The organism is Amycolatopsis sp. NPDC004747 (genome assembly GCF_053601335.1).
Genome location: NZ_JBSGBQ010000015.1, coordinates 17,127 through 40,656, shown reverse-complemented (window position 1 = coordinate 40,656; position 23,530 = coordinate 17,127). Strand labels below are relative to the sequence as shown.

General features: G+C 72.5%; 20 protein-coding genes and 1 pseudogene. 10 read left to right on the top strand and 11 right to left on the bottom strand.

Annotated features, from left to right (window positions below; translation table 11 throughout):
- Positions 1–940: 940 nt before the first annotated feature.
- Entirely contained in the window at positions 941–1,339 is a 399-nt protein-coding gene (locus ACWEGE_RS24450; protein WP_449662765.1) for a histone-like nucleoid-structuring protein Lsr2, read from the top strand.
- Positions 1,340–1,862: 523 nt separating this feature from the next.
- Positions 1,863–3,260, top strand: coding sequence for an alpha/beta hydrolase (locus tag ACWEGE_RS24445; RefSeq protein WP_449662764.1), 1,398 nt, complete (start codon positions 1,863–1,865; stop codon positions 3,258–3,260).
- Positions 3,261–3,306: 46 nt separating this feature from the next.
- On the opposite strand, the gene ACWEGE_RS24440 is transcribed toward ACWEGE_RS24445, so the two are convergent.
- The 4 genes from ACWEGE_RS24440 to ACWEGE_RS24425 form a co-directional block, all read right to left on the bottom strand.
- On the bottom strand, positions 3,307–5,322 hold the full coding sequence (locus ACWEGE_RS24440) for an AMP-binding protein (protein WP_449662763.1): 2,016 nt from the start codon (positions 5,320–5,322) through the stop codon (positions 3,307–3,309).
- Positions 5,323–5,586: 264 nt separating this feature from the next.
- Positions 5,587–6,609 carry a LacI family DNA-binding transcriptional regulator gene (locus ACWEGE_RS24435; protein WP_449662762.1) on the bottom strand — a complete coding sequence of 341 codons (1,023 nt, stop codon included), beginning with the start codon at positions 6,607–6,609 and terminating at the stop codon, positions 5,587–5,589.
- A gap of 356 nt (positions 6,610–6,965) precedes the next feature.
- Positions 6,966–7,523, bottom strand: a complete 558-nt coding sequence (locus ACWEGE_RS24430; protein WP_449662761.1) for a TetR/AcrR family transcriptional regulator — start codon at positions 7,521–7,523, stop codon at positions 6,966–6,968.
- Positions 7,510–7,920, bottom strand: coding sequence for a nuclear transport factor 2 family protein (locus ACWEGE_RS24425; protein ID WP_449662760.1), 411 nt, complete (start codon positions 7,918–7,920; stop codon positions 7,510–7,512). Before ACWEGE_RS24425 ends, ACWEGE_RS24430 begins: the two co-directional genes overlap by 14 nt.
- Before the next feature lie 184 nt (positions 7,921–8,104).
- Here ACWEGE_RS24425 and ACWEGE_RS24420 point away from each other — a divergent pair, with 184 nt between their 5' ends.
- Positions 8,105–8,821 carry a FadR/GntR family transcriptional regulator gene (locus ACWEGE_RS24420; RefSeq protein WP_449662759.1) on the top strand — a complete coding sequence of 239 codons (717 nt, stop codon included), beginning with the start codon at positions 8,105–8,107 and terminating at the stop codon, positions 8,819–8,821.
- Between the two features lie 6 nt (positions 8,822–8,827).
- On the opposite strand, the gene ACWEGE_RS24415 is transcribed toward ACWEGE_RS24420, so the two are convergent.
- Genes ACWEGE_RS24415 through ACWEGE_RS24385 form a run of 7 tightly spaced genes read right to left on the bottom strand, consistent with a single transcriptional unit; the run spans position 8,828 to position 17,643 of the window.
- Complete coding sequence (locus ACWEGE_RS24415) at positions 8,828–11,071, bottom strand: alpha-L-fucosidase (protein WP_449662758.1); 2,244 nt, start codon at positions 11,069–11,071, stop codon at positions 8,828–8,830.
- Between the two features lie 26 nt (positions 11,072–11,097).
- The gene (locus ACWEGE_RS24410) at positions 11,098–11,955 is read right to left on the bottom strand and encodes an aldo/keto reductase (protein WP_449662757.1); all 858 of its coding nucleotides are present in this window, start codon (positions 11,953–11,955) and stop codon (positions 11,098–11,100) included.
- Entirely contained in the window at positions 11,955–12,974 is a 1,020-nt protein-coding gene (locus ACWEGE_RS24405; RefSeq protein WP_449662756.1) for an ABC transporter permease, read from the bottom strand. The genes ACWEGE_RS24410 and ACWEGE_RS24405 overlap by 1 nt, the downstream gene beginning before the upstream one ends.
- Entirely contained in the window at positions 12,967–14,466 is a 1,500-nt protein-coding gene (locus tag ACWEGE_RS24400) for a sugar ABC transporter ATP-binding protein (protein ID WP_449662755.1), read from the bottom strand. The genes ACWEGE_RS24405 and ACWEGE_RS24400 overlap by 8 nt, the downstream gene beginning before the upstream one ends.
- A 23-nt stretch (positions 14,467–14,489) precedes the next feature.
- Complete coding sequence (locus tag ACWEGE_RS24395) at positions 14,490–15,557, bottom strand: sugar ABC transporter substrate-binding protein (RefSeq protein ID WP_449662754.1); 1,068 nt, start codon at positions 15,555–15,557, stop codon at positions 14,490–14,492.
- Positions 15,554–16,324, bottom strand: a complete 771-nt coding sequence (locus tag ACWEGE_RS24390) for an SDR family NAD(P)-dependent oxidoreductase (RefSeq protein WP_449662753.1) — start codon at positions 16,322–16,324, stop codon at positions 15,554–15,556. Before ACWEGE_RS24390 ends, ACWEGE_RS24395 begins: the two co-directional genes overlap by 4 nt.
- Positions 16,321–17,643: an enolase C-terminal domain-like protein gene (locus ACWEGE_RS24385; protein ID WP_449662752.1), complete on the bottom strand. Its 1,323-nt coding sequence runs from the start codon at positions 17,641–17,643 to the stop codon at positions 16,321–16,323. Before ACWEGE_RS24385 ends, ACWEGE_RS24390 begins: the two co-directional genes overlap by 4 nt.
- A 183-nt stretch (positions 17,644–17,826) precedes the next feature.
- Here ACWEGE_RS24385 and ACWEGE_RS24380 point away from each other — a divergent pair, with 183 nt between their 5' ends.
- From ACWEGE_RS24380 to larE, 7 genes and pseudogenes are all read left to right on the top strand, one after another.
- Positions 17,827–18,678 carry a fumarylacetoacetate hydrolase family protein gene (locus ACWEGE_RS24380; protein ID WP_449662751.1) on the top strand — a complete coding sequence of 284 codons (852 nt, stop codon included), beginning with the start codon at positions 17,827–17,829 and terminating at the stop codon, positions 18,676–18,678.
- A complete protein-coding gene (locus tag ACWEGE_RS24375) occupies positions 18,675–19,517 on the top strand; it encodes an amidohydrolase family protein (RefSeq protein WP_449662750.1) in 843 nt (280 codons plus the stop codon). Before ACWEGE_RS24380 ends, ACWEGE_RS24375 begins: the two co-directional genes overlap by 4 nt.
- Entirely contained in the window at positions 19,514–20,794 is a 1,281-nt protein-coding gene (larA, locus tag ACWEGE_RS24370; RefSeq protein ID WP_449662749.1) for a nickel-dependent lactate racemase, read from the top strand. Before ACWEGE_RS24375 ends, larA begins: the two co-directional genes overlap by 4 nt.
- 72 nt (positions 20,795–20,866) lie before the next feature.
- Positions 20,867–21,538: a nickel pincer cofactor biosynthesis protein LarB gene (larB, locus tag ACWEGE_RS24365; RefSeq protein WP_449662748.1), complete on the top strand. Its 672-nt coding sequence runs from the start codon at positions 20,867–20,869 to the stop codon at positions 21,536–21,538.
- Positions 21,535–21,711: pseudogene (gene larC, locus ACWEGE_RS24360) on the top strand (nickel insertion protein); the annotation flags it as partial. The gene larB and the pseudogene larC, both read left to right, overlap by 4 nt.
- Positions 21,660–22,667 carry a LarC family nickel insertion protein gene (locus ACWEGE_RS24355; RefSeq protein WP_449662747.1) on the top strand — a complete coding sequence of 336 codons (1,008 nt, stop codon included), beginning with the start codon at positions 21,660–21,662 and terminating at the stop codon, positions 22,665–22,667. The pseudogene larC and the gene ACWEGE_RS24355, both read left to right, overlap by 52 nt.
- Positions 22,667–23,470 carry an ATP-dependent sacrificial sulfur transferase LarE gene (gene larE / locus ACWEGE_RS24350; RefSeq protein WP_449662746.1) on the top strand — a complete coding sequence of 268 codons (804 nt, stop codon included), beginning with the start codon at positions 22,667–22,669 and terminating at the stop codon, positions 23,468–23,470. Before ACWEGE_RS24355 ends, larE begins: the two co-directional genes overlap by 1 nt.
- The last annotated feature ends 60 nt before the right edge of the window (positions 23,471–23,530 follow it).

Genomic DNA, 23,530 nt, shown 5'->3' with positions numbered 1-23,530 from the left:
CCCGCCAGCCCCACCGCCCCCGAACGCCAGACCCGACCCAAAACCCGCCCACCAGCCGCCCCCGGGTGGCAAAGCCGGCCCGAACCCCGCCAGCCCCGCCCCTCCCCGTCGGCAGACCCGACCCAAAACCCGCCCACCAGCCGCCCCCGGGTGGCAAAGCCGGCCCGAACCCCGCCAGCCTCGTCCCTCCCGGTCGGCAGATCCGGTCCGAACCCAGCCACCCATGCCGATCCCGCCATCACCGGCGCCCGACGGCGCCGGAAGGCGGCGAGCCGAGCCGAACCCGCCGAGGCAGAGCCGAGGGCCGAGGCGGAGCACGGGTACCCAGCGCCACACATCCGCCCCGCCAGCCCATGGCGGCAGGCCCGACCAGCCGCGCCTCCCCCGCCGGCGATCCCGGCCGCCGGGCCCACCCGAAGGCCACAGAAAGTCACCCAACCGGCGGGCGCGGCCCCGCCGACCCCGCTACCCCCGCCCCAGGCACTCCGGGTATCGAACTCCCCCGGCACCGGCCGTCACAGCGCGCAGCATTTCCCCGAACACGTTCGCCCCCGAACCGGAAACGGCAGGACAACCACCACTCCACCCATTGCTCCCCGCCCGCGGCCGTCCCGATAGGACGTCCACAATAGACCCGGCGCGGCCCGGACCGGGAGCCCGCAACAGCTCCGCCGTCACCGTGCGCTACCCGGCCCGCCGGTGACCCGGCCGAAGTCGTTCTTCACCCATTGAGGCGACTCGCCGCCATTTCCGCACCCCGGTCACCCTTGCCGGGACCGCCTGCTTCCTGCCCCGATGCGGGCAATTACGCCGAACGGACCCGTCCTGTTTCCCGCGAGTTGAATTCCCTTTCGGGCCGGTTGTGGATACACTTCGCGGCGAACGCCGCGCATTGTGCTGTTCGCGTTCTCGAGCGCACATCCACCGGAGGAGCACCCAAGTGGCCCAGAAAGTCTCCGTCGAGATCCTCGACGACATCGACGGCAGCACCGCCGCCCAGACCGTCCAGTTCAGTCTCGACGGCGTCACCTTCGAAATCGACCTTTCGGACCAGAACGCAACCGCCCTTCGCCACGAACTGGCCCGGTACATCGGCGCCGGCCGCCGCGTCGGCGGGCGCAAGGTACGGGTGGCCACCGGCCAGTCGACCACCGCCTCCGACCGGGAGCGCAACCAGCGCATCCGGGCCTGGGCGAACGAGAACGGCTTCGAAGTCTCCGAGCGGGGCCGCCTCTCCTCCGAAGTCGTCGCCGCCTACGAGCGGGCGCACGGCGAAGACACGGAATCGTCCGCGCCGTCCCCTCGAAAGCGCGCTCCGCGCAGGAAAGTCGCTGCCTGACTCCCGATTACGGCAGGTTTTGCCGCGCGCAGCACCCCGCGCGGTCGAAGGCGCGGGAAAGACGCAAGCCTCTTTCTCAGCCGAATCGCTGTACGCCCCCGAGGTCACCGAGGGGGCGCTCAGCCGTGCCCTACCGGAACGAAACCGATCGCGGACTCGCCGTCGAACAGAAATACCCGGACGCCCGTATGCCGAAGCGGACAACCCGCCCGGCCGGCGGGGCTGTTCCGCAACGACGAGCCGCCATCTCGACCGGCTCGCGGCTCGCCGGCGCTGAGGACCGGCCGCGCCACCTGCTCGACGCATGTGGACGGTCAGCGGCCGATGGTCGGCCACCGACGGCCCGCCGGGGCGCGGCCAGGGACCAGCGACCAGCGTGATCATCGGCCACCATCACCCCACCCCGTGACCACCCCCAGCCGCAACCCGGGAGCGCTCCCACCCAGCGATCCGCCCTTGTGGCCCGCACACCGCACCCCCTACCGTCGACAGGGGTCCGGGATGTCGCGGGGAGGAGCCTCGGATGTGGGGAACGGTTCTGGCGAGCGCACTCCTGCTGACCGGCGCCACCCCCGCCGTGGCGAAGGGCGGGTGGGCGCCCGCCCCGATCGCCTGGAGCGCGTGCCCCCAGGACCCGGACAGTCCCACGCCGCCGGATGGTGAGTGCGGCACTCTGCGGGTGCCGGTGGACTGGATCTCCCCCGGCGGGCCGTCGATCTCGCTTGCGGTGGGCCGGCACCGCGCCACGGATTCCGCGCACCGGCTCGGGGTGCTGCTGGCCGATTTCGGCGGCCCCGGCTCGTCGAGCGCGGAACTGGCCGTGACCCCCACCTTCTTCAGCCCGGAGGTCCGGGCCCGGTTCGACATCGTGGGCTTCGACCTGCGCGGCACCGGCCGCAGCGAGTTCGTCGAATGCCCGGACGCGGGCCGTCCGCCGGGTGACGAGCCCGCCGGCCCCGCCGAGTTCGCCGCGCTGCGGGCCTACAGCGAGAAAGCGGTCTCCGGCTGCCGCGCCGCCAACCTGCCCGTCTTCGACCACGCGAACACCGAGGTCAACGCCCGGGACATGGACGCCGTCCGCCGGGCCCTCGGCGAGGCCCGGATCAGCTTCCTCGGCATCTCCTACGGCACGCTGCTCGGGCAGCAGTACGCCGAACTGCACGGGGACCGGGTGCGGGCGATGGTGCTCGACAGCGTGATCGACCACAGCGCCGGCGTCGAACGCTTCCTCGGCGACCGGGCCGCCGCCGCGGACGGGGCGTTCCGCCAGTTCGCCGCCTGGTGTGACCGCACGGCGACCTGTGCCCTGCACGGCCAGGACGTCTTCGCCGCCTGGCGGAAGGCCCTCGCGGTGACCGAAGCGATCCCGCAGGCGCAAAGCGAGCTGCGCGACCGGGTGCTCAAGGACCTGTACCACCCGGACTGGGCCGACATCGGCCAGGTGATCGCCGACACCGCGGCCGGGAACCCGCCGGTGACCGCCCAGTTCTCCTACAACTACGACTCGATCCGCCTGGCCGTCGTCTGCCAGGACTTCGACCTGCGGATCCGCAGTTTCGCGCAGTACTCGGCGCTGCACGCCGAAGAGCTGCGCCGCGGGCCGCTCATGCGCGGCAGCACCCTGGGCCACGGCGAAGCGATGGCGTGCCTGGGCGTGCCGGGCCTGCCGGCGAACCCGCCGCACCGGCTGAGCATCCCGCGGGCGCCGCGGATCCTGGTGCTGAACTCCCTCTTCGACCCGGCGACCCCGTACGCCTGGGCGCTCGCGGTCCACCGGCAGGCGCCGGAGAACACGACGCTGCTGACCTACGAGGGCTCCGGCCACGGCGTGTACGAGAGGAACACCTGCACCCGGTCGGCCGGAGACCGCTACCTGCTGACACTCGCCGCGCCACCGCACGACATCAGCTGCCCGGCCTGACCAACCGCAATGTCCTTTCTGGACATCCAGGTTCACCGCGGGCCGGTCACCAGCGGTAGCTGCGGCGCAGCGCCCGCTTCACGACCTTTCCCGTGGCGTTGCGCGGCAGGTCCTCGACGAACACGACGTCCCGCGGCACCGCGAACCGCGCCAGCCGCTCCCGCACGTGGGACCGCACCGTGTCCTCGTCGAGCCGGGCGCCCGGGACCAGCACGAGGTAGGCCGCCAGGCGCTGGCCGTACTTGGCGTCGCTGACGCCGACCACCGCCGCCTCGCGGACCTCCGGCAGGGTCAGCAGCACCTCCTCCACCGGGGCCGGCGCCACGTTTTCCCCGCCCGACACGATCATCTCGTCCTCGCGGCCCTGCACGAACAACAGGCCGTTCGCGTCGACGTACCCGCGGTCGCCGGTGTCCATCAAGCCGTCGCGGACGTCCAGCTGCTCGCCGTCGGTGTACCCGTCGAACAGCAGCCGGTTGCCGACGTAGAGGCGGCCGGTCGCCCCAGGCGGCACCGGGGTGCCCGCGCGGTCCAGGACGCGGATCGCGGTGCCGATCGGCGGGCGGCCCGCCGTGCCCCGGGCCGCGCGGAGGTCGTGGGGCCCGGCGATCGCCGCCCACGACACCTCCGTCGAGCCGTAGAGGTTGTAGAGGATGTCGCCGAACGCGTCCATGAACTCCTCGCCCAGCCGGCCCGGCAGGCCCGCGCCGGAACTGGCGACCACGCGCAGCGAAGACAGGTCGTAGCGGGCCCGTGTCTTCTCCGGCAGGTCCAGCAGCCGCCGCAGCATCGTCGGCACCGCGAACAACGCCGTGCACCGCTGCCGCTCGATCATCGACAACGTCGCTTCCGGGTCGAAGCGCCGGGGCAGCACCAGACCGGCCCGCAGCGCCATGCCGAGCTGGAGCGCGGCCAGGCCCCAGGTGTGGAACAGCGGCGCGGCCACCAGGATCGGTTCGCCGGCCCGCAGCGGGATCTCCGACAGGACCGCGGCGGCGTCCGCCACGTTGTTCGGCGTCGGGCGGCGCGCGCCCTTCGGCGGCCCGGACGTCCCCGAGGTGAGCACGACGAGCCGGCCGGGCTTGCCGGGCGGGGCGATCCGGTCGGGCGGCTGGGCTTCGATCAGTTCTTCGATGGTCGGCCCGTGCCACCCGCCGCCCGGTGGCCAGGTCCACAGCTGCGGGATCTCCGGCGGCAGCCGCCCGCGCAGGCCGGCGAACTCGGCGTCGGCGAGCACGAGCCGGGAGCCCTGCCGCAGCGCGAACCCGGCGGCCTGCCCCAAGGCCAGCCCGGTGTTCATCAGGGCCACGTCCGCACCCAGCTTGCTGCACGCGATCATCGCCTCGACCATCGCGTTGTGGTTGCGGCACATCAGGAGCACGCGCGACCCTTCGGTGATGTCGTAGCGCTTCAGCACCCCGGCCAGCCGGGTGGTGCGGTCGTCGACCTCGCCGAAGGTCCGCTCGGACCGTTCGTCGCACAGCGCAAGGGACTCCGGCGCGCGGCGCGCCACCGCCTCGTAGCCGCCGGCCAGTGTCGACCCCCAGCGGCCCACCGCCCTCAGCTGCCGCAGGGTCCCGGTGGGGTGGGCCGGGGTGAGGACCCCGGCCTTGACCAGGATCCGCGCGAGTTCGCGCTTCGGCGGGCGCGGTGGCGGCGGATCGTCCGCGGGGACCCCGCCGAGGTGGTCGCTGATCGCGGCGACGGCGTCCGCGATCCGCTTGCGGATCCGCGGGACCGCCGGCGAACGGCCGTCGAGCAGTGTGAGCAGGATGGTGATCGCGCAGCCTTCGGGCACCGGACGCAGCACGACCGACATCCGGTGCCGCCGTCCGGTCCAGGCCAGCTGCTCGTTGCGGCGGTGGACGAAGATTTCCGCCTCGCCCTCGCCGCCGGCGCGGTACCGGTAGCGGGCACCCCGGCCGGCGACCTCGGAAACCGGCTCACAGGAGGTGATTCCCCGGACGAACCGCGGGTACAGCTGGGGGTGGCCCACGATCGTCCACACCGCCGCGGGTGCGTGCGGCACGGTGGCGGTGATTTCGACGAGTTCCGGTTCCATCAGGGCGCAGCGCGACGGGAGGCCGGCAGGGTGGTCATGGCTCGGCTCTCCCTTGTCCGTGACGGGGTTCGGCCTTTCGGCCGCTACGCCGAGCATCCGTTTGCGCCGGCCGTCGTGTCAACCGACGGCCGGACGATTCGATGTATTCAAGCCCGAACCCCGGGGAACCGCCGAAAGCTTCACCCGGTTCTCACACTGCCGGACCGTGGCCGGCGGCGGCCGGACAGCCGGCCGCCGCGGCCAGGTCGTCGAAGTGGTGGCCGCTCAGGCGGATTCCCGCACCACCAGCGTCGTCCCCAGCACCACGCGGCGCGGCTGCCCGGCCGTCCCGTCGAGCACCGCGAGCAGCTCACCGGCCGCCCGGGCGCCCAGCGCCTCGACCGGCTGGCTGACCGTCGTCAGCCGCGGGACGGTGGTCCGGGAGATCGGCGAGTTGTCGAACCCGACGACCGCGACGTCGCCGGGCACCCGGCGCCCGGCGCGGCGCAGGGCGCGCAGCACGCCCACCGCCATCACGTCGGAGGCCACGAACACCGCGTCCAGGTCCGGCCGCCGGTCGAGCAGCCGCAGCATCGCGTGCTCGCCCGAGGCCTGGCCGAAGTCGCCGTACGCCACCGAACCCGGGTCGACGACGCCGGTCCCGGAGATCGCGGCGACGTACCCGGCGAGCCGGTCCCGGCCCGGTGCCATGTCCTTCGGGCCGGCGACCGTCACGATCCGCCGTCGCCCGGCCGCCTGGAGGTGCCGCACGGCCGCCTCGGCGCCCCCGCGGTTGTCCACGTCCACGTAGGTGTACCGGGTGGGGTCGGGGACCATCGGACGACCCGCGCTGACGACCGGGAAGTCCGCCCGGGACAACGCCGCGGCGCACCGCGCGTGCGTGCTCACGAACAGGGCCCCGTCGACGTGGCCGCCGCCCAGGTACCGGAGGGTGGTGTCCTGGGCCGCCGCCTGCATCATCAGCAGCACGACCTGCATGCCCGCCGCGGTGAACGTGCGGTCGATGCCGCCCATGATGCGGCCGAAGAACGGGTCGGAGAACAGCCGCAGGCCGTCTTCGCACAGGACGACGGCGACGGTGCCCGTCCGCTGCCCCTCGCCCGCGCGGGCCGCGCGCTGCCGGACGTAGCCGAGGGCGCGCACGGCCTGTTCGACCTGGCGCCGGGTCTGGTCGCGCACCTGCGGGAATCCGTTGAGCACCCGCGACGCCGTCGCCGACGAGACGCCGGCGGCCCGGGCCACGTCGGCCAGGGTCGGCCGCGGATCGGAAAGGTCGAGCACGGTCATGGTCACCTCCGTGGGGACGGCGAACACCGGGCACGTTCCGCCGGGAAAGGCGCGAAAGACCGGTGTTAACGCTAACATTTCCGGGGAAGGAAAGCTGGACCGCCGATCGGGCATGGACGGTCTGCGCGTTCACCGCGAGCTAGAGGGGACCGGCGCGACGATGGCCGGGGTAAGGGTTCTTGGTCACGTTCGCACATCCTTGGGCGAGAGTGGGTCCGGGGACGAGCCGCGGCCGGTGATCTTTTGACCGCGTGCTCGGCAACATTGATGCTGGAACCACGCACCCCGATGTGTCAACCGGCTGACCGAAAGTGATCGCGAAGCCGCCGGCCCAACCTGTCGAATTCCGTCGAATTTCAGGAATCCCCGGCCGATTCGGCGAGTTCGAGGATCCACGCGCTCCACGCCGTGTCGGCACGTTGCCCCGGCAGCTCGAGCGCCACCGACACCGTCTGGACGAGACCCGTCGCGAAGAACGTCCGCACCCGGAACGCGTCGGCCCCCGTCAACCGGGCGATCGTTTCCATCAGCGCGAGGTGCCGCCGCCGGACCGCCTCGCGGACCGGCTCGTCCGCAGCCGCCGCGTAGCCGTGCAGGACGACCAGGCCGACGGTCGGGTCACCCTGCAGCAACCGGACGTACGCGGCGCCAAGGGCGGCCAGCTTCGGCTCGGCGTCCTCGAACGCGGCCTCGATGCGGTCGTAGGCGGCGTGCACCACCTCGAGGAACAGCTTCCGCTTGGAGCCGAACACCTGCACGATCCGCGGGTGCGAGATGCCGGCCCGGGCGGCGATGGCCTCCAGCCGGGCACCCGCCAGCCCGTTCGCGGCGAACTCGGCGCCGGCCGCTTCGAGGATCCCGGCACGGCGGGCCGCCGCCGGGAGCCGGGCCGGGCCCGCGTCACTCGCCGCCACAGCCGAGCTGGCTCAGCACGAACCTGTTGTCGTACAGGCAGCGGTACGCGTGGATCAGGCCGTCCTCGCCCAGTTCCAGCCGGTCGTCGCCGTGGAACTCCACGCGGTGGCCGGTTTTGGCGAACGTGCCGGTGAAGCGCCACGCGACGAGCACGGCGGGGCGGGTCACCTCGGCGTACAGCCCGATGCGCGTGAACGAGTAGTCCGGATAAGCGCGAGCCATGCGGCCGACGAACTGCCGGATGGCGTCGGGCCCGTGTTCGGTCCGCGCCAGCGCGGGTTCGTCGTAGACGAGGTCGTCCGCGCACATCGCGGCGACCGCGTCGGCGTCGTGGCCGTTCCACACTTTCGCCCACTGGGCGCTGAACGCCTCGGCCTCGTCGGCGGTGAGAGTCATGGGAGCTAACTTACAAGTAAGTAAGGAGTTTCGGCAAGCACATCGAGACATCACATGTCTCGATACGTTCAGCTCATCGAAACAGGTGAATCAGCGACTCTCACGCAACAACAAGGCCTCCCTCGCGGATATACATCATACGAATGCTAGGATGGCGAGTGAGGCAAGCTGCGCGAGGAGCGTCATGGCGAGATCGTTGACCGACGAAGCGATCGACCGGATCCGGGAGTTCGTCCGGTCCGGCCGGTTCCCGGCGGGCGCCAAGCTGCCCCCCGAACACGAGCTGGCCACCGAGCTCGGGATCTCCCGCAGCCCCACGCGCGAAGCCGTGAAGGCGCTCGCGCTGGCCAGGGTGCTCGAAGTCCGCCGCGGCGACGGCACGTACGTCACCAGCCTCGCGCCGAGCCTGCTCCTGGAGGGCCTCGGCAACGCGGTGGCGCTCATGCAGGACGGGAGCATCCTCGAACTCACCGAAGTGCGCCGGCTCCTCGAGCCCGCCGCGACCGGCCTGGCCGCCACGCGGATCACCGACGCGCAGCTGCGGGCCGTGGGTGAGCTGCTCGACGCCATGCACGAGGCGATCGAGGACGTCGAGCGCCTCACCGTGCTCGACGCGGCCTTCCACCGCGCGGTCGTCAGCGCCGCCGGCAACGAAACCCTCACCGCGCTGCTGGACGGGATCTCGTCACGGACCCTGCGGGCGCGAGTCTGGCGGGGCACCGTCGAGCGGGGTGCGACGCACGTGACGCTGTCGCAGCACAAGGCGATCTACGACGCGCTGGCCGACCGCGACCCGGCGGTGGCCACCGCCGCCGCGCTGATGCACGTCGACACCTCCGAACGCTGGCTGCGGGCGCACCTGGCCGACCTGAAGGACCTCGACGGCCGGCCAGGCGCGTGATCGCGGTCAGCCCACCGCGAACAGCCACCGCAGGTTGGGACTGCCGTCGTCGTTCCACACCTTGAGCGGCGAACCCGACGGCACGTTCCCGCCGCCGTCGAGCACCAGCCCGCTCGCCCGGTTCGCGATCGTGCAGACCCCGCCGCCGGTGTCGGTGACCGACCACTGCTGGGTCGCCGCGCCGGTGTCGGCCGACTGCACCGGGTTGCCGCCCGCGGTCGTGGCCCCGGCCCCGTCGATCACCAGGCCGTTGGTGCGGTTGGTCAGCTTGACGAACCCGTCGCCGGTGTCCTCGACGCCGAACTGGAGGTTCGTGCTGTCGTCCGGGGTCCAGATCTTCAGCTTGCTGCCCGCCGGGACCGCTCCCCCGCCGTCGACGGCCAGCCCGCTGGTGACGTTGACGATGCGGAACCACCGGCCGGGGTCGAAGGTCACCCGCAGCGAAACGACGGCGGACGCCCGCACGTCCGGAGCGGCCACGAGGAACCGGCTCGGCGTCCCGGTGAAGTCGTCGGCCGGGTAGCCGAGGGCCTGGTAGCCGTCCGCGGGCCAGATCGCGGCAACGGGCTTCGGCAGGGCGGCCTTCAGCTGTGCCGCGGTGTAGCCGCCGATCCCCAGTGCCGCGCTCGCGCCGCGGAAGCCGCGCTCGGCGAACACCTTCGCGCCGGACGCGGGCCCCACCACCGGGATCTTGCCCGCGAAGGTCAGCTTCAGCACGTACGCGGGCGAGTCGTACGGCTTGGCCGGCAGGGTGACGTGCAGGGCGCCGGCGTCCTGGGTGCACTTCAGCGCACCGGGGGCCCCGAGCAGTTCGACGCGCTTGAGGCTGCTGAGGTCGATCCGCTTGGCGGACAACGTGGTGAGGTCCGCGGTCGCCCCGGGCCAGGCCAGCACGGTCGCGTAGAGCACGCGGCCCGCCTTGTCGCGGGTGAACCGGAAGTCCTTGGCCGTGCCGACCTTCGGCGAGACGAACGAGCCGCCGCCCATCTTGGTCGGGCCCTCGCCGTAGACGTCCCAGACGCGCGTCGCGTAGATCGACTCGCCGACGCGCCCGAGGTAGGTGCCGAAGTCGGCGAGCACCGCGCGCTGCTCGGCCGGGATGGTGCCCTCCAGCGTCGGGGAGATGTTGAGCAGCATGTTGCCGCCCTTGCTGACCCGGTCGATCAGCGCGTGGAGCATCTGCGTACTGGAGTAGTAGCCGATGCCCTGGGTGTAGCTCCAGCTGCTGCTGGAAATCGCGTCGTCGGTGAGCCAGTACGGCGTGACGATGTCGGCCGGGCCGCCGCGCTCGTAGTCCGCGACTTCGCCGTTGGTGGTGAACCCGTGGTCGAAGTGCTTGAACGTCGAGACGACGTCCTTGCCCCACTTTTCGGCCTGGTTGTAGTAGTAGGCCAGGAATTCCAGCCGCTGCTGCTCCCCCACCGCGCACGGGCCGCTGTTGATGCAGTAACCGGGCGAGTTCAGCGAGAAGTCCTGCCAGAGGACGTCGGGCTTCGCGCGGTCGATGACTTCCTTGAGCTTCGCCAGCCACAGCTGGTCTTCTTCGGCGCGCGGCAGCTGGCCGTACAGCTTCCGCAGGCTCGGGGTGCTCTGCGGCGGGGCGAAGTCGTAGAAGCCGTTGTAGTTGAACGCGTGGTGCATCGCGACCAGCAGCTTCAGGCCCTGCCCGCGGATGGCGTCGGAGAACAGCTTCAGCAGGTTGAGCCGCGGCCCGCGAGCCACCGAGTTCCACTCGTTGACCTTGCTGTCCCACATCGAAAAGCCGTCGTGGTGTTCGGCGACCGGGCCGGCGAACTTCGCCCCCGACGCCTTGACCACCCGCGCCCACTCCTCCGGGTCGAACTGCCCGCCGCGGGAGACGAGCTTCGGCGCGAACTGCACGGGGTTTCCTGCGAGGTCGGTGCCGCCGTCGATGAACCGGTCGTAGCCCCACACCGCCGGGTCGCCGTAGGTGGCCTTGTGGTGCTTGTTCTCCCCGCTGTCCGGGATGTACATGTTCCGGCCGTACCACTCGCTGCCGAACTCCGGGGTGGTGAAGGCACCCCAGTGCCAGTAGATGCCGAACTTGGCGTCCTGGAACCACTCCGGCGCGGGCGGGTGCCGGTCGACCGACGGCCAGGTCGGTTCGTAGGACTGCGCGGCGGCCGCCGCCGGACCGGCCAGCGCCGGCGGCACGGCCGCCGCGGCGAGCCCGGCGGCGGCGAGGGCACCGAACTGCCGTCGGGAGAACGGGTTCTGGGCAGGGGGCATCGTTGCACGCTCCTGGGTGAGGGGACCTAGCAGGAAATCAACTGGTGCAGCAGGTCGTGCGGCACCTCGCGGTGGAAGGCATCGAGGTTCTCCCGTACCTGGGCGGCGCTCGTGACGCCGACCAGGACGGAGGTGACGGCGGGATGCGCGGCGGCGAAGGCGAGCGCGCACGCGGCCAGGTCGTACCCCGCCGCGGTGGCGGTCTCCCGCATGCGCTGGGCGCGGGTCACCAGGTCCGCCGCCGCCGGGGCGTAGTCGAACCAGGCGCCGGGCCGGGGATCGATGAGCAGGCCGGAGTTGAACACCCCGCCCAGCACCACGTCCACCCCGCGCTCGCCGCAGAGGTCGAGCAGGCGCTCGCCGCTGCGGTCGAGCAGCGTGTAGCGGCCGGCGAGCAGGACCACGTCGACGTCGAGCCGTTCGACGAACCGGGCGGGCATCTCCCACTGGTTCATCCCGACGCCGATCGCGGAGACCACGCCCTCGTCGCGCAGCCGGCGCAGTTCCGGCCACGCCTCGGAAGCGGCTTGCTCTTCGTGGTCGTCGGGGTCGTGCAGGAAGGCGACGTCGACGCGGTCGAGCCCCAGCCGGTCGAGGCTGCCTTCGATCCCCCGGCGGACGGCGTCCGCGGAGAAGTCGAAGAAGCAGCCTCCGCCGGTGAGCGTCCGGCCGACCTTCGTCGACACCGTGAACGAGCCCGCGGGCAACCCGGCCAGCGCCCGGCCGAGCCGGCGCTCGGCGAGCCCGAAACCGTAGTAGGGCGCGGTGTCGAAGTACCGGACCCCGGCGGCGGCCGCCGCGGCGACGACCTCCGCGGCGGCCTCGTCGTCGACCTCCCCGAAGACGTTGCCCAGGCCCGCGGTGCCCACCCCGAGGTCCGCCATCAGGTCTGCCGCTTGCCGCTGGTGATGCGGGACATCACCAGCGCGATGAGGATGATCGCGCCGTTGAGCGCGCCGATCCACTGCGCGGGCACACCGGCCAGGGTCAGCACGTTCTGGATCATGTAGAGCAGCAGGATCCCGGTGAACGCGCCGAAGAGCGTGCCACGCCCGCCGTTGAGGCTGACCCCGCCGATCACGGCGGCGGCGAACACCGTGAAGATGTAGCCGTTGCCCTGCGCCGCGGCCACCGAGGCGAGCCGTCCCGAAAGCAGCAGCCCGCCGAGGGCGGCCAGCACACTGGCGCCGATCAGCACGATCCACACGATCCGGTCGGTCCGGATGCCCGCCGCCTTCGCCGCGTCCTCGTTGCCGCCGATCGCGTAGAGGCTGCGGCCGAACCGCGTGTAGCCGAGCAGGACGATCCCGCCGGCGAACAGCAGCACGCAGATCCAGATCGACGCCGGGACGCCGGCCCACAGCGTGGTGCCGAGGTAGAGCATCGAATCGGACATGCCGAAGAACGTCTGGCCGCCGGAGATGCCGGTCAGCAGGCCGCGCAGCACGATGAGCATGCCGAGGGTGACGACGAACCCGCTCAGCCCGAACCGGACGATCAGCAGGGCGTTGAGCGCCCCGACGACGACCCCGACGAGAAGGACGACCGGGACGCCGGTCCAGGACGGCAGCAGCCCGAGGGAATGGCCGCCGGTGATCGTCAGCCAGGCCGCCACGCCGGGGGCGAGCCCGAACGTCGACTCCAGCGAGAGGTCCATCTTGCCGACCACCAGCACCATCGTCTGGGCGAGCACCAGCAGCGCGATCTCGGACATCGTCTGCAGGATGTTGATCACGTTGTCGTACTGGAGGAACACCGGGTTCACCAGCTGGCCGACGACGGCGATCGCGATGATCCCCGGCACCAGCGCGAAGTCGCGCAGGCGGGCCAGTGCGATGCGCCGGGGCGCGGTGGCGGTTCCGGGCCGCGGCGGGGCGCCCACCGCGGCGGGGCTTTCAGGCATCGAGGTCGACTCCTTCCATGGCGGCCACGACCTCGCGGTCCTGCCAGCCTGCGGGCACTTCGGTGGTGAGCCTGCCGTGGACCACGACCAGCAGCCGGTCGCACAGGCGCAGGTCATCGAGCTCGTCCGAGGCGATCAGCACCGCGGTGCCCGCCGCGGCGGCCTCCGCGACCTTGCCCAGGAGGAACTCCTTCGACCGCACGTCGACCCCGGCGGTCGGGGTGATCAGCACGAGCAGGCGGGGGTCGCCGGCCAGGGCCCTGGCCATCACGACCTTCTGCTGGTTGCCGCCGGACAGCGCGGACACCGGCAGCTCGGGGCCGGGGGTCTTCACCGCCAGCCGCGTGATCAGCTTCCCGGCGAGCCGGTCGCGCAGGCCGGACCGGACGAAGATGCCGGGCCCGAGCCGGTCCATCACGCTCATCGTGGAGTTGTCCGCAATGGACATCTCCGGCACGAAACCCTGGTGGTGCCGGTCTTCCGGGACGAACCCGACGCCCGCGGCCAGTGCCGACGGGACGTCGCCCGGCCGGGGCCGCCGGTCGCCGACGACGACCGTGCCGGACGTGGGCTTGCGCAGCCCGACGAGGGCCTCGGCGAGCTCGGTCTTGCCGCTGCTGCCGGATCCGGCCAGCCCGACGACCTCGCCGGGCGCGATGGCGAAGGACACGTCCTCGAAGAACGGGGCGAGGGTCAGGTCGTCCACCCGGAGCACGGGTTCGGCGTCGCGGCGGACCGAGGACACCCGTTCCTGCGTGACGACGGCGTTCTCCCCGGTCATCGCCGCGACGAGGTCGGCCTTCGGCAGCTCGGCGACCGGGGCGGTGAGGACGTGCCGGGCGTCCCGGTACACCGTCACCGTGTCGCAGATTTCGTACACCTCCTGCAGGTGGTGGCTGATGAACAGGAAGGTGACGCCCTGGCGCTGCAGCTCGGCGATGTGCCCGAACAGCCGGGTGATGGCGGCCCCGTCGAGCTGCGCGGTCGGCTCGTCGAGGATGACGAACCGGGCGCCGAACGACAGCGCACGGGCGATTTCGACGAACTGCCGCTGCTCGACGCTCAACTCCCGGGCCGGTCGGTGCACGTCGACGGCCACCGACCAGCGTTCGAGCAGCTCGGTGGCCGAGCGGCGCAGCGCGGGCCAGCGGACGAACCCGCCGCGGGTCTCCTGCCGGTTGAGGAACAGGTTCTCCGCCACCGACAGGTCGGGGATGATCGTCGACCGCTGGTACACGCAGGCCACCCGGGAGCGCCAGGCGTCCCGGTCGGCCAGTGCCGGAACCGGCTCCCCGGCCAGCCGCACGGTTCCGGCGTCCGGCTCGGTCAGCCCGGTGAGGACGGACACCAGTGTCGACTTGCCTGCCCCGTTGCGGCCGACCAGGGCGTGCGTCTGTCCGGGTAGGACGGTCAGGTCGGCGTGGTCCAGCGCCACCGTGGCCCCGTAGCGCTTGACCACGCCGTGTGCCTCGACGACCGGCACGGTGCTCATCGTTCGCTTCCTCTCTGAAGCGGTCAGCTCTTGCTGTTGCCCCAGAGGGACTGGTCGTCGACCTTGACGCTGCTCACCGGCCCGAACGTGGCGCCGTCCGCGGTGACCAGCGGCGCGGCCAGCTGGTCCTCCATCAGGCCGTCGCGGACCTGGATGATGGTGCTGTCGTGGTCGGTCTTGCCCGGCGCGGCCGTCTTGCCGGCGATGGCGTCCTTGACGTACTGCAGGGCCCACTTGGCGAACAGGTCCGCGGGCTGGGACACGGTCGCGTCCATCTCGCCCGACCGGATCTTGGCGAGCTCCTCGGGGATGCCGTCGTTCGACACGATGAACACGTGCTTCGGGTCGCTCGCCGGCACCTGCAGGCCGCGCTGCTTCAGCAGCTGCAGCGTGCCGGACAGGGCGAAGCTGGACTGCATGTAGACGCCCTTGATGTCCGGGTTCGCGGTCAGCCGGGTCTGCAGCTTCTGGGCGGCGGTGTTGGCGTCCCAGTTGGTGGCCTCGCCGAACACCGTGACGTCCGGGAAGTTCTTCTTCATGCAGTCGTTGAAGGCTTCGGTGCGGTCGCGGCCGTTGATCGAGGCGAGATCGCCCTGCAGCATCACGACCTTGCCCTTGCCGCCGAGCTTGCTGCCGAGGAACTGGCAGGCCTTCTCGCCGTAGGCGCGGTTGTCCGCGCGGACGACCATGTAGACGTTGCCCTGGTCGGGGCGCGTGTCGACGGAGACGACCGGGATCTTCTTGGTCGCCAGCTGCTGCAGGGTCGGGATGATCGCCGCGGTGTCCTGCGGCGCCATCACCACGCCCTTGACGCCCTGGCTGATCATCGTCTGCACGTTGGCCGTCAGGTTGGCGACGTCGTTCTGCGAGTTGGTGGTCTTGAGGTCGAGGCCGAACTGGCCGGCGAACTGCGGCACGTACTTGATGTAGGCGTTCCAGAAGTCGGTGTCCGAGCGCGGGTAGTCGACGCCGACGACGGTCTTGCCGCCCGAAGCGCCGGTGGCGCCGCCGCCGCTGCAGCCGGCCAGTGCGGCCGCGGTCAGGACGCCGGCGGTGACGACAGTCGCGGCGCGCAGGTGCTGGAACTTCATGACCTCTCCTCGTTGACAGGTTTCGGGCGGAGACGGAGGCCGGACATCCCGCCGTCCACGGCGAGATCGGTGCCGGTGGTGGCACCGGAGTTCGGGCCGGCCAGGTAGCAGATCGCCGCGGCGACCTCGTCGGCGGTGACGAGCCGGCCGGTGGGCTGGCGCGCGGCGAGCGCGGCCAGCTCGGCCTCGGGATCGTCGGCTTTCGAGAGCAGCCGGTCGATCCACGGCGTGTGCGCGGTGCCGGGGTTCACGCAGCAGACGCGGATCCCGTCGGCCAGGTGGTCGGCGGCCATCGCACGGGTGAGCGCGAGGACCGCGCCCTTCGTGGCGCTGTAGAGCGCCCGCTGCGGCAGCCCGGCGGTGGCCGCGATCGAGCAGGTGTTCACGATCGCCGCCGAGGCCGACTCGCGCAGGTGCGGCAGGGCGGCGCGGGTCACCCGCACCATGCCGACGACGTTGACGTCGAACACGCGGTGCCACTCCGCGTCTTCGTTGTCCTCGACCGTTCCCTGTGCCCCGATGCCCGCGTTGTTGACCAGGACGTCCAGTCCGCCGAGGTGCTCGACGGCGGCGGCGACCGCGGCCCGCACCGAGCCGTCGTCCGAGACGTCGGCCCACACGCCGGTCAACGGGTCCTCGACCTTGTCGTTCAGGTCGAGGCAGACCACGCGCGCACCCCGCGCGGACAGCCGCAGCGCGGTGGCGAGCCCGATGCCGGACGCCCCACCCGTCACGATCGCCCGGACGCCGTCGAATTCCCCGCTCACGCGACCACCACCGCGTCCCGCTGCCAGACCGGGCCGTCCGGGAACCGGTACTGGGCCACGGATTCCGCGTGCAGCCGCGCCCCGAGGCCCGGTTCGACCGGGGCCAGGTAGCGGCCCCGCTCGATCCGCACCGGGTCGACGAAGTGCTCGTGCAGGTGGTCCACGTACTCGATGACGCGGTCGGTCTGGGTGCCGCTCACCGCGACGAAGTCGAACATCGACAGGTGCTGCACCATCTCGCACAGCCCGACCCCGCCCGCGTGCGGGCACACCGGGACGCCGAACTTCGCGGCCAGCAACAGGATCGCGATGTTCTCGGTGACCCCGGCGACCCGGCTGGCGTCGAGCTGCAGCACGTCGATCGCCTGCGCCTGCAGCAGCTGCTTGAACATCACCGCGTTGTGCGTGTGCTCGCCGGTGGCCACCTTGATCGGCGCCACCGCGCGGCGGATCGCCGCGTGGCCGAGCACGTCGTCCGGCGACGTCGGCTCCTCGATCCAGTACGGGTCGAACTCGGCCAGCGGGCGCAGCCATTCGATGGCCTGCCCGACGCCCCAGGCCTGGTTGGCGTCGATGGCGATCCGCACGTCCGGCCCGACGACGTCCCGCGCGAGCCGCAGCCGGCGGATGTCCTCGTCGAGGTCGGCGCCGACCTTGAGCTTGATCTGGGTGAAGCCGTCGGCGACCGCCTCCGCCGAGAGCGTCGCCAGCTTCTCCGGCGAGTACCCGAGCCAGCCGGGAGTGGTGGTGTAGGCGGGAAAACCGGACTCCAGGAGCTCGGCCTGACGGGCCGCGCGGCCCGGTTCGGCGCGGCGGAGGATGTCGAGGGCTTCGTCGCGGGTCAACGCGTCCTGCAGGTACCGGAAGTCGACGAGGTCGACCAGTTCCTCGGGCGGCATTTCGGCCAGCAGCCGCCAGACCGGCTTGCCTTCGCGGCGGGCCCGCAGGTCCCAGGCGGCGTTGACGATCGCGGCCGCGGCCATGTGGATCGCGCCCTTGTCCGGGCCCAGCCACCGCAGCTGGCTGTCCCCGGTCAGCCGCCGGGAGAACGCGCCGAGGTCGGCGAGTGCCTCGTCGACCGGCATCCCGGCGACCAGGGGGACGAGCGCCCGGACCGCGGCGACCTCGACGTCGTTGCCGCGGCCCACGGTGAAGGCGAGCCCGTAGCCCTCCTCGCCGTCACTCGTGCGAATGGTGACGTACGCCGCCGAGTAGTCCGGTTCCGGGTTCATCGCGTCCGACCCGTCCAGGCTCAGCGACGTCGGGAAGCGCACGTCCACGGCGTCGATGGCGCTGATCACTTCGGCCAACGGGGCCACCTCTCCTTCGGGGCAGACAACATATGTATGGCTACGCGTCGGCACGCGGAATGTCCAGAGTCGATCCGTAACACGGCAATAACTTGGACTCAACGTGACTGTCGACTACTTTCCGCGGTTTTACGTATGATGACTGGTCAGAGCTTTGAACAAGACATCATATGTCTGCTACCGTCCCCGGCCATGCGCTTCCAACGCCTCGGCGACCCCGGCCACGAGATCCCCGTCGTCCTCGACGAAACCGGTGCGGCGCGGGACCTGCGTTCGCTCACCCCGGACGTCGACGGCGCCTTCTTCGCCGCCGACGGCGTCGCGCGGGCCCGGACGGCGCTGCGCGAAGGCACGCTGCCGGTGCTGGAGACCGCGGGCCTGCGCGTCGGAGCGCCGGTGGCGCGGCCCGGCCTGCTGGTCTGCATCGGGCTGAACTACTCCGACCACGCCGCGGAAACCGGCGCGCGGCCGCCCGCCGAGCCGGTCGTGTTCCTCAAGGCCACCAACACGGTCGTCGGTCCGGACGACACCGTGCTCATCCCGCGCACCAGCACCAAGACCGACTACGAGGTCGAACTCGCGGTGGTGCTCGGCGGGCGGGCGCGGTACCTCGCGACGCCGGAGGACGCCGACGCGGTCATCGCCGGGTACGCCGTGTCGAACGACGTCAGCGAGCGCGACTTCCAGCACGAACGCGGCGGCCAGTGGACCAAGGGCAAGTCCTGCGAGACGTTCAACCCGCTCGGCCCGTGGCTGGTCACCCCGGACGAGGCCGGCGACCCGCAGGACCTCGGCCTGCGCCTGGCCGTCAACGGACAGGCGCGCCAGGACGGCACCACGAAGAACATGCTCTTCGACGTCCGGCACGTCGTCTGGTACCTCAGCCAGTTCATGGTGCTCGAGCCGGGCGACGTCGTGAACACCGGCACGCCGGCCGGGGTCGCCTTCGGCGCCAACGACTTCCCCTATCTGTCCGAAGGGGACGAAGTGACCGTGGAGATCGACGGCCTCGGCCGCCAGCACCACCGGATCGGCCGGGCGTGACCGGCCGGCGCGTTGACGCGCACCACCACCTGTGGCAGACCTCCGTCCGCCGCCACGCGTGGCTGGACGGCGACGACACCGCGGCCATCCGCCGCGACTTCACCCCGGCGGACCTGCGCGCGGCCGCCGAGGGGATCGACGCGACGGTGCTCGTCCAGGTCCTGCCGGACTTCGACGAGTCGGTCGAGTTCCTCGCCACCGCCGCCAAGGAGCCGCTCATCGCCGGCGTGGTCGGCTGGGTCGACCTGACCGGCTCGCCCGCACGGGACCTCCAGCGGCTGCGGTCGGCCCCGGGCGGCGAGCTGCTGACCGGCATCCGGCACCTCGTCCAGGCCGAGCCCGACCCGCGCTGGCTGGAACGCGAAGACGTCCTCGCCGGGCTCGCGGCGGTGCGCGACGCGGGGCTGGTGTACGACCTGCTCGTGGTCCCCCACCAGCTCCCGGCCGCCACCGCGGCGGTCCGGGCGCTGCCGGACCTCACCTTCGTCCTGGACCACCTCGCGAAACCGCCGATCGCGAGCGGGGAGCTCGAGCCATGGGCGACCGGCCTGGCCACCCTCGCCCGGGAACCCAACGTCGTCGCGAAGCTGTCCGGCCTGGTGACGGAAGCCGGCCGGCCTTGGCGGGCCGAGGATCTGCGGCCGTACGCGGAAACCGCGCTCGCCGCCTTCGGCCCGGACCGGCTGATGCTCGGGTCGGACTGGCCGGTGTGCCTGCTCGCCGGGACGTACGCGGAAGTCATGGGCGCGGCCGACAGCCTCCTGGACGACCTGACACCCGCCGAACGCGACGCCGTCCGCGGCGGCACCGCGTCCCGCGTCTACGGGCTGGCGCCATGACGGCCGCCACGGTCCGGCTCGCGTACGGCGAGACCGGCCTCGACCTCGCCATCGACCCGGACGTCACCACCGTGGTGACCCCGGTGCACCACCCGGTCACCGAGCCCGCGGAAGTGCTGCTGCGCCGGGCGTTGCGGGAACCGGTCGCCGGGCCGCCGCTGCGCGAGCGGGTGCGGCCCGGGCAGACCGTCGCGATCTCGGCGTGCGACGGAACCCGGCCGCAGCCTCGGGAACTGATGATCCCGGCGATCCTCGCCGAACTCGACGGGGTCGTCCGCCTGGAGGACGTCGTCATCCTGGTCGCCACCGGCACCCACCGCGGCAACACCGAAGCCGAGCTGCGCGCGATGTTCGGCGACGAGGTGGCCGGCACGGTCCGGATCGTCAACCACGACGCCCGCGACCGCGCGAGCCTGACCTGGCTGGGCCGCCACGGCGACGACGTCCCGGTGTGGCTGAACAGCGAGTGGGTGCACGCCGACGTCCGGATCACCACCGGGTTCGTCGAACCGCACTTCTTCGCGGGTTTTTCGGGCGGGCCCAAGCTCGTCGCGCCCGGGCTGGCGGCGCTGGAGACCGTGCTGGTGCTGCACGACGCCCGCCGGATCGGGCACCGCAACGCCACCTGGGGCATCACCGAAGGCAATCCGGTGCACGACGACGTCCGCGCGATCGCCGCGGCCACCGGCGTCACCTTCGCCCTCGACGTCATCCTCAACCGCGACAAGGCGGTCATCGGTGCCTTCGGCGGCGACCTGCTCGCCATGCACGCGGCCGCGACCCGCGCCGCCCGCGACGTCGCCATGCGGCCGGTGCCTGCGCCCTTCGACGTCGTCGTGACCACCAACTCCGGGTATCCCCTCGACCAGAACCTGTACCAGGCCGTCAAAGGGATGTCGGCGGCGCACCGGATCACCAAGCCGGGTGGGACGATCGTCTGCGCCGCGGAATGCCGAGACGGCTTCCCCGACCACGGCTCCTACCGCGAGGTCCTCGCTTCGGCCGGTTCCCCGGCGGCGCTGCTCGCCGAAATCTCGGCCCGCACGGTCACCGTGCCCGACCAGTGGCAGGTCCAGATCCAGGCGAAGATCCAGGACGAGTGCCGGGTCGTCGTGCACACCGGGTTCCTGAGCGAGGCCGACCTCGCGACGGCCCACCTGAGCCGGACCACCGACATCGCGGCCACCGTCGCCGAAGCCCTCGGCCGGGCCGGACCCGGCGCGCGAGCCTGCGTGCTCCCGGAAGGTCCGCTGACGATTCCCTATGTGCCGGCATGAACACCGCCGACGTACTCTTTCCCGCGGAGGCGGCATGAGCACCGCCGACGTACTTTTTCCCGCGGAGGCGGCATGAACACCGCCGATCTCGGCTTCGCCCGTGTCGACCTGGACCGCGAAGATCGGCAGGGACTCCCGGAAGTCGTTTACGGGCCAGGGAAAACGCCTTCGCAGATCGCGGCGATCGTGCGGACGCTGCTCGCGCACAACACCGGTCCGGTGCTGGTCACCCGCGTCGACGCCGAGCCCGCCCGTGCGGTGCTGGCCGACGTGCCCGGCGGCCGCTACTCCCCCGGCGCGCGGCTGCTGGTCTGGCGCCCGGCACCGGCGACCGCCTTCACGGTCGCCGTGGCCGCGGCCGGGACGTCCGACGGCCCGGTCGCCGGGGAAGCCGCGGAGGTCGCCGCGGCCATCGGGCTTGCCGTGCGGGCGGTCACCGACGTCGGGGTCGCGGGCATCCACCGCCTGCTCGCCGAAGCGGACCGGCTGCGCGAGGCCGACGTCGTCATCGTCGTCGCGGGCATGGAGGGCGCGCTCGCTTCGGCCGTGGGCGGGCTGGTCGCCTGCCCGGTGATCGCCGTCCCGACCTCGACCGGCTACGGCGCGGGCCTCGAAGGCGTCACGGCGTTGCTGGCGATGCACGCCTCCTGCGCGGCGGGCATCACGGTGGTCAACATCGACTCCGGGTTCGGCGCGGCGATGGCCGCGTTCCGGCTCGCCCAAGTGCTGCGGAGGCCGCGATGACCCTCTGCGTCATCTCACCGTTCACCGGCTTGGCCGGGGACATGCTGCTGGCCGCCCTGGTCGACGCCGGCGCGCCACTGGACCGGATCCGCTCGGCCGTCGCCCGCACCGGGCTGACCGGGTGGGAGCTGCGGGTGCAGTCCCTGCTCACCCACGGGCTGATGGCGGCCCGGGCGCTCGTGGACGTCACCGACGAAGCGACCAGCCGTCCCGCGGCCGAGCTGATCGCCATGGCCGGGCGGGCCGAGCCGCGCCGGTCGCCGAACGGTCCGTCGCCGCCCTCCGCGCGATCGCCGAAGCGGAGGGCAGGCTGCACGGGGAAGCACCCGAACGCGTCCACCTCCACGAGCTCGGCGGCCACGACACGCTCGTCGACGTCGTCGGGGTCTTCGCCGCGCTGGACGCCCTCGAAGTGTCCACTGTGTACTGCGGCGCGCTGCCGCTCGGCACCGGCACGGTCCGCACCGCGCACGGCCTCCTCCCCTGCCCCGCCCCGGCGACCGCGGCACTGCTGCGGGGCGCGCACACGGCCGGGAGCGACCTCACCGGCGAGACGGTCACCCCCACCGCGGCCGCGGTGCTGAAGGCCGCCGGCGCCCGGTTCGCGCCGCCGCCGGAATTCCGCCTGCTCGCCACCGGTTACGGCGCGGGCACCCGGTCGCTGCCGGACCGGCCGAACGTCGCCGTCGTCCACCTCGGCGAGCCGGTCGACGCCGGCCACCGCACGCTCGTGGTGCTGGAAACGAACCTCGACGACGTCACCGGCGAAGTGCTCGGGCACGTCGTCGGCGAACTCCTCGCCGCCGGCGCGCTCGACGCGTGGATCAGCCCGGTGACGATGAAGAAGGGCCGCCCGGCCCACGTCCTGCACGTGCTCGCCGAGCCGGCGCACGCCGCCCGGCTCGGGGACCTGGTCCTCGCCGAAACCGGCAGCCTCGGCTTCCGCGAGTACCCGGTGCGCCGCACCGCGCTGGCCCGGGAGACCGAAACGGTCGACGTCCTCGGGATGCCGGTGCGGCGCAAGCGCGGGCCGCACGGGGCGAAACCCGAGCACGACGACGTCGTGGCGGCCGCGCGGGAACTCGGGCTGCCGGCGCGGGTCGTCGCGACGATCGCGGCGGGCCGCTGATGGACGACACCCGGCTGGTCACCCACCTCGCGGGTCTCGGGCGGCTCGCGGTCGCGTTCTCCGGCGGCGCCGATTCGGCGCTGGTGCTCGCGGCCGCGGTCCGCGCGCTCGGTCCGGCGGACGTGCTCGCGGTGACGGCGAACTCCGCGAGCCTGGCCGCGGTCGAACTGGCCGACGCGCGGCGGATCGCCGCGGACCTCGGGGTCCGGCACCTCACCCCGCCGACCGCCGAGCTGGCCGAGCCCGGGTACGCGGCCAACGGGCGCCGGCGGTGCTACTTCTGCAAGAGCACCGTGCTGGCCACGATCGCGGAAGTGGCCGCCGCCCACGGGTTCGCGGCGCTGGCCACCGGCACGAACGCCGACGACGCCGTCGACCCGTTCCGGCCGGGCATCCGCGCGGGCGACGAACTAGGCGTGCACACCCCGCTGCGCACCCTCGGGCTGTCCAAAGAGGACGTCCGGGCCATCGCCCGCGGCTGGGGGCTGACCTGGGCCGACAAGCCGGCGGCACCCTGCCTGGCCAGCCGCGTCCGGTACGGCATCCCGATCACCACGGCCACCCTGGCGCGGGTGGAACAGGCGGAATCGGCGGTGCGCGCGGCCCTGGCCGAGCGCGGCCTGCCCGCTCGCGACCTGCGGGTCCGCGACCTCGGCGGCACCGCCCGGATCGAGCTCGACACCGCGGTGGCCGCCGAAGTCCGCGACGACCCGCGGCTGCTCGGCGCCGTGCGGGCGCTCGGGTTCACCGAGGCCGCGGTGGCGCCCTTCCGCTCGGGCGCGCTCAACCACGAGCCGGGCTGACGCCCCGGACGCCGCCGGGGAGAAGGGAACGAGCCGCGCCCGGCGGGTACTTCGGCGACG

Bases quoted from the DNA above. Each gene is read 5' to 3' on its own strand.
- ACWEGE_RS24380 (WP_449662751.1), top strand. From the start codon at position 17,827: ATGCGCTTCCAACGCCTCGGCGACCCCGGCCACGAGATCCCCGTCGTC.
- larB (WP_449662748.1), top strand. From the start codon at position 20,867: ATGAACACCGCCGATCTCGGCTTCGCCCGTGTCGACCTGGACCGCGAA.
- ACWEGE_RS24445 (WP_449662764.1), top strand. From the start codon at position 1,863: ATGTGGGGAACGGTTCTGGCGAGCGCACTCCTGCTGACCGGCGCCACC.
- ACWEGE_RS24400 (WP_449662755.1), bottom strand. From the start codon at position 14,466: ATGAGCACCGTGCCGGTCGTCGAGGCACACGGCGTGGTCAAGCGCTAC.
- ACWEGE_RS24425 (WP_449662760.1), bottom strand. From the start codon at position 7,920: ATGACTCTCACCGCCGACGAGGCCGAGGCGTTCAGCGCCCAGTGGGCG.
- ACWEGE_RS24440 (WP_449662763.1), bottom strand. From the start codon at position 5,322: ATGGAACCGGAACTCGTCGAAATCACCGCCACCGTGCCGCACGCACCC.
- ACWEGE_RS24395 (WP_449662754.1), bottom strand. From the start codon at position 15,557: ATGAAGTTCCAGCACCTGCGCGCCGCGACTGTCGTCACCGCCGGCGTC.
- ACWEGE_RS24415 (WP_449662758.1), bottom strand. From the start codon at position 11,071: ATGCCCCCTGCCCAGAACCCGTTCTCCCGACGGCAGTTCGGTGCCCTC.
- larA (WP_449662749.1), top strand. From the start codon at position 19,514: ATGACGGCCGCCACGGTCCGGCTCGCGTACGGCGAGACCGGCCTCGAC.
- ACWEGE_RS24420 (WP_449662759.1), top strand. From the start codon at position 8,105: ATGGCGAGATCGTTGACCGACGAAGCGATCGACCGGATCCGGGAGTTC.
- ACWEGE_RS24435 (WP_449662762.1), bottom strand. From the start codon at position 6,609: ATGACCGTGCTCGACCTTTCCGATCCGCGGCCGACCCTGGCCGACGTG.
- ACWEGE_RS24410 (WP_449662757.1), bottom strand. From the start codon at position 11,955: ATGGCGGACCTCGGGGTGGGCACCGCGGGCCTGGGCAACGTCTTCGGG.
- larE (WP_449662746.1), top strand. From the start codon at position 22,667: ATGGACGACACCCGGCTGGTCACCCACCTCGCGGGTCTCGGGCGGCTC.
- ACWEGE_RS24405 (WP_449662756.1), bottom strand. From the start codon at position 12,974: ATGCCTGAAAGCCCCGCCGCGGTGGGCGCCCCGCCGCGGCCCGGAACC.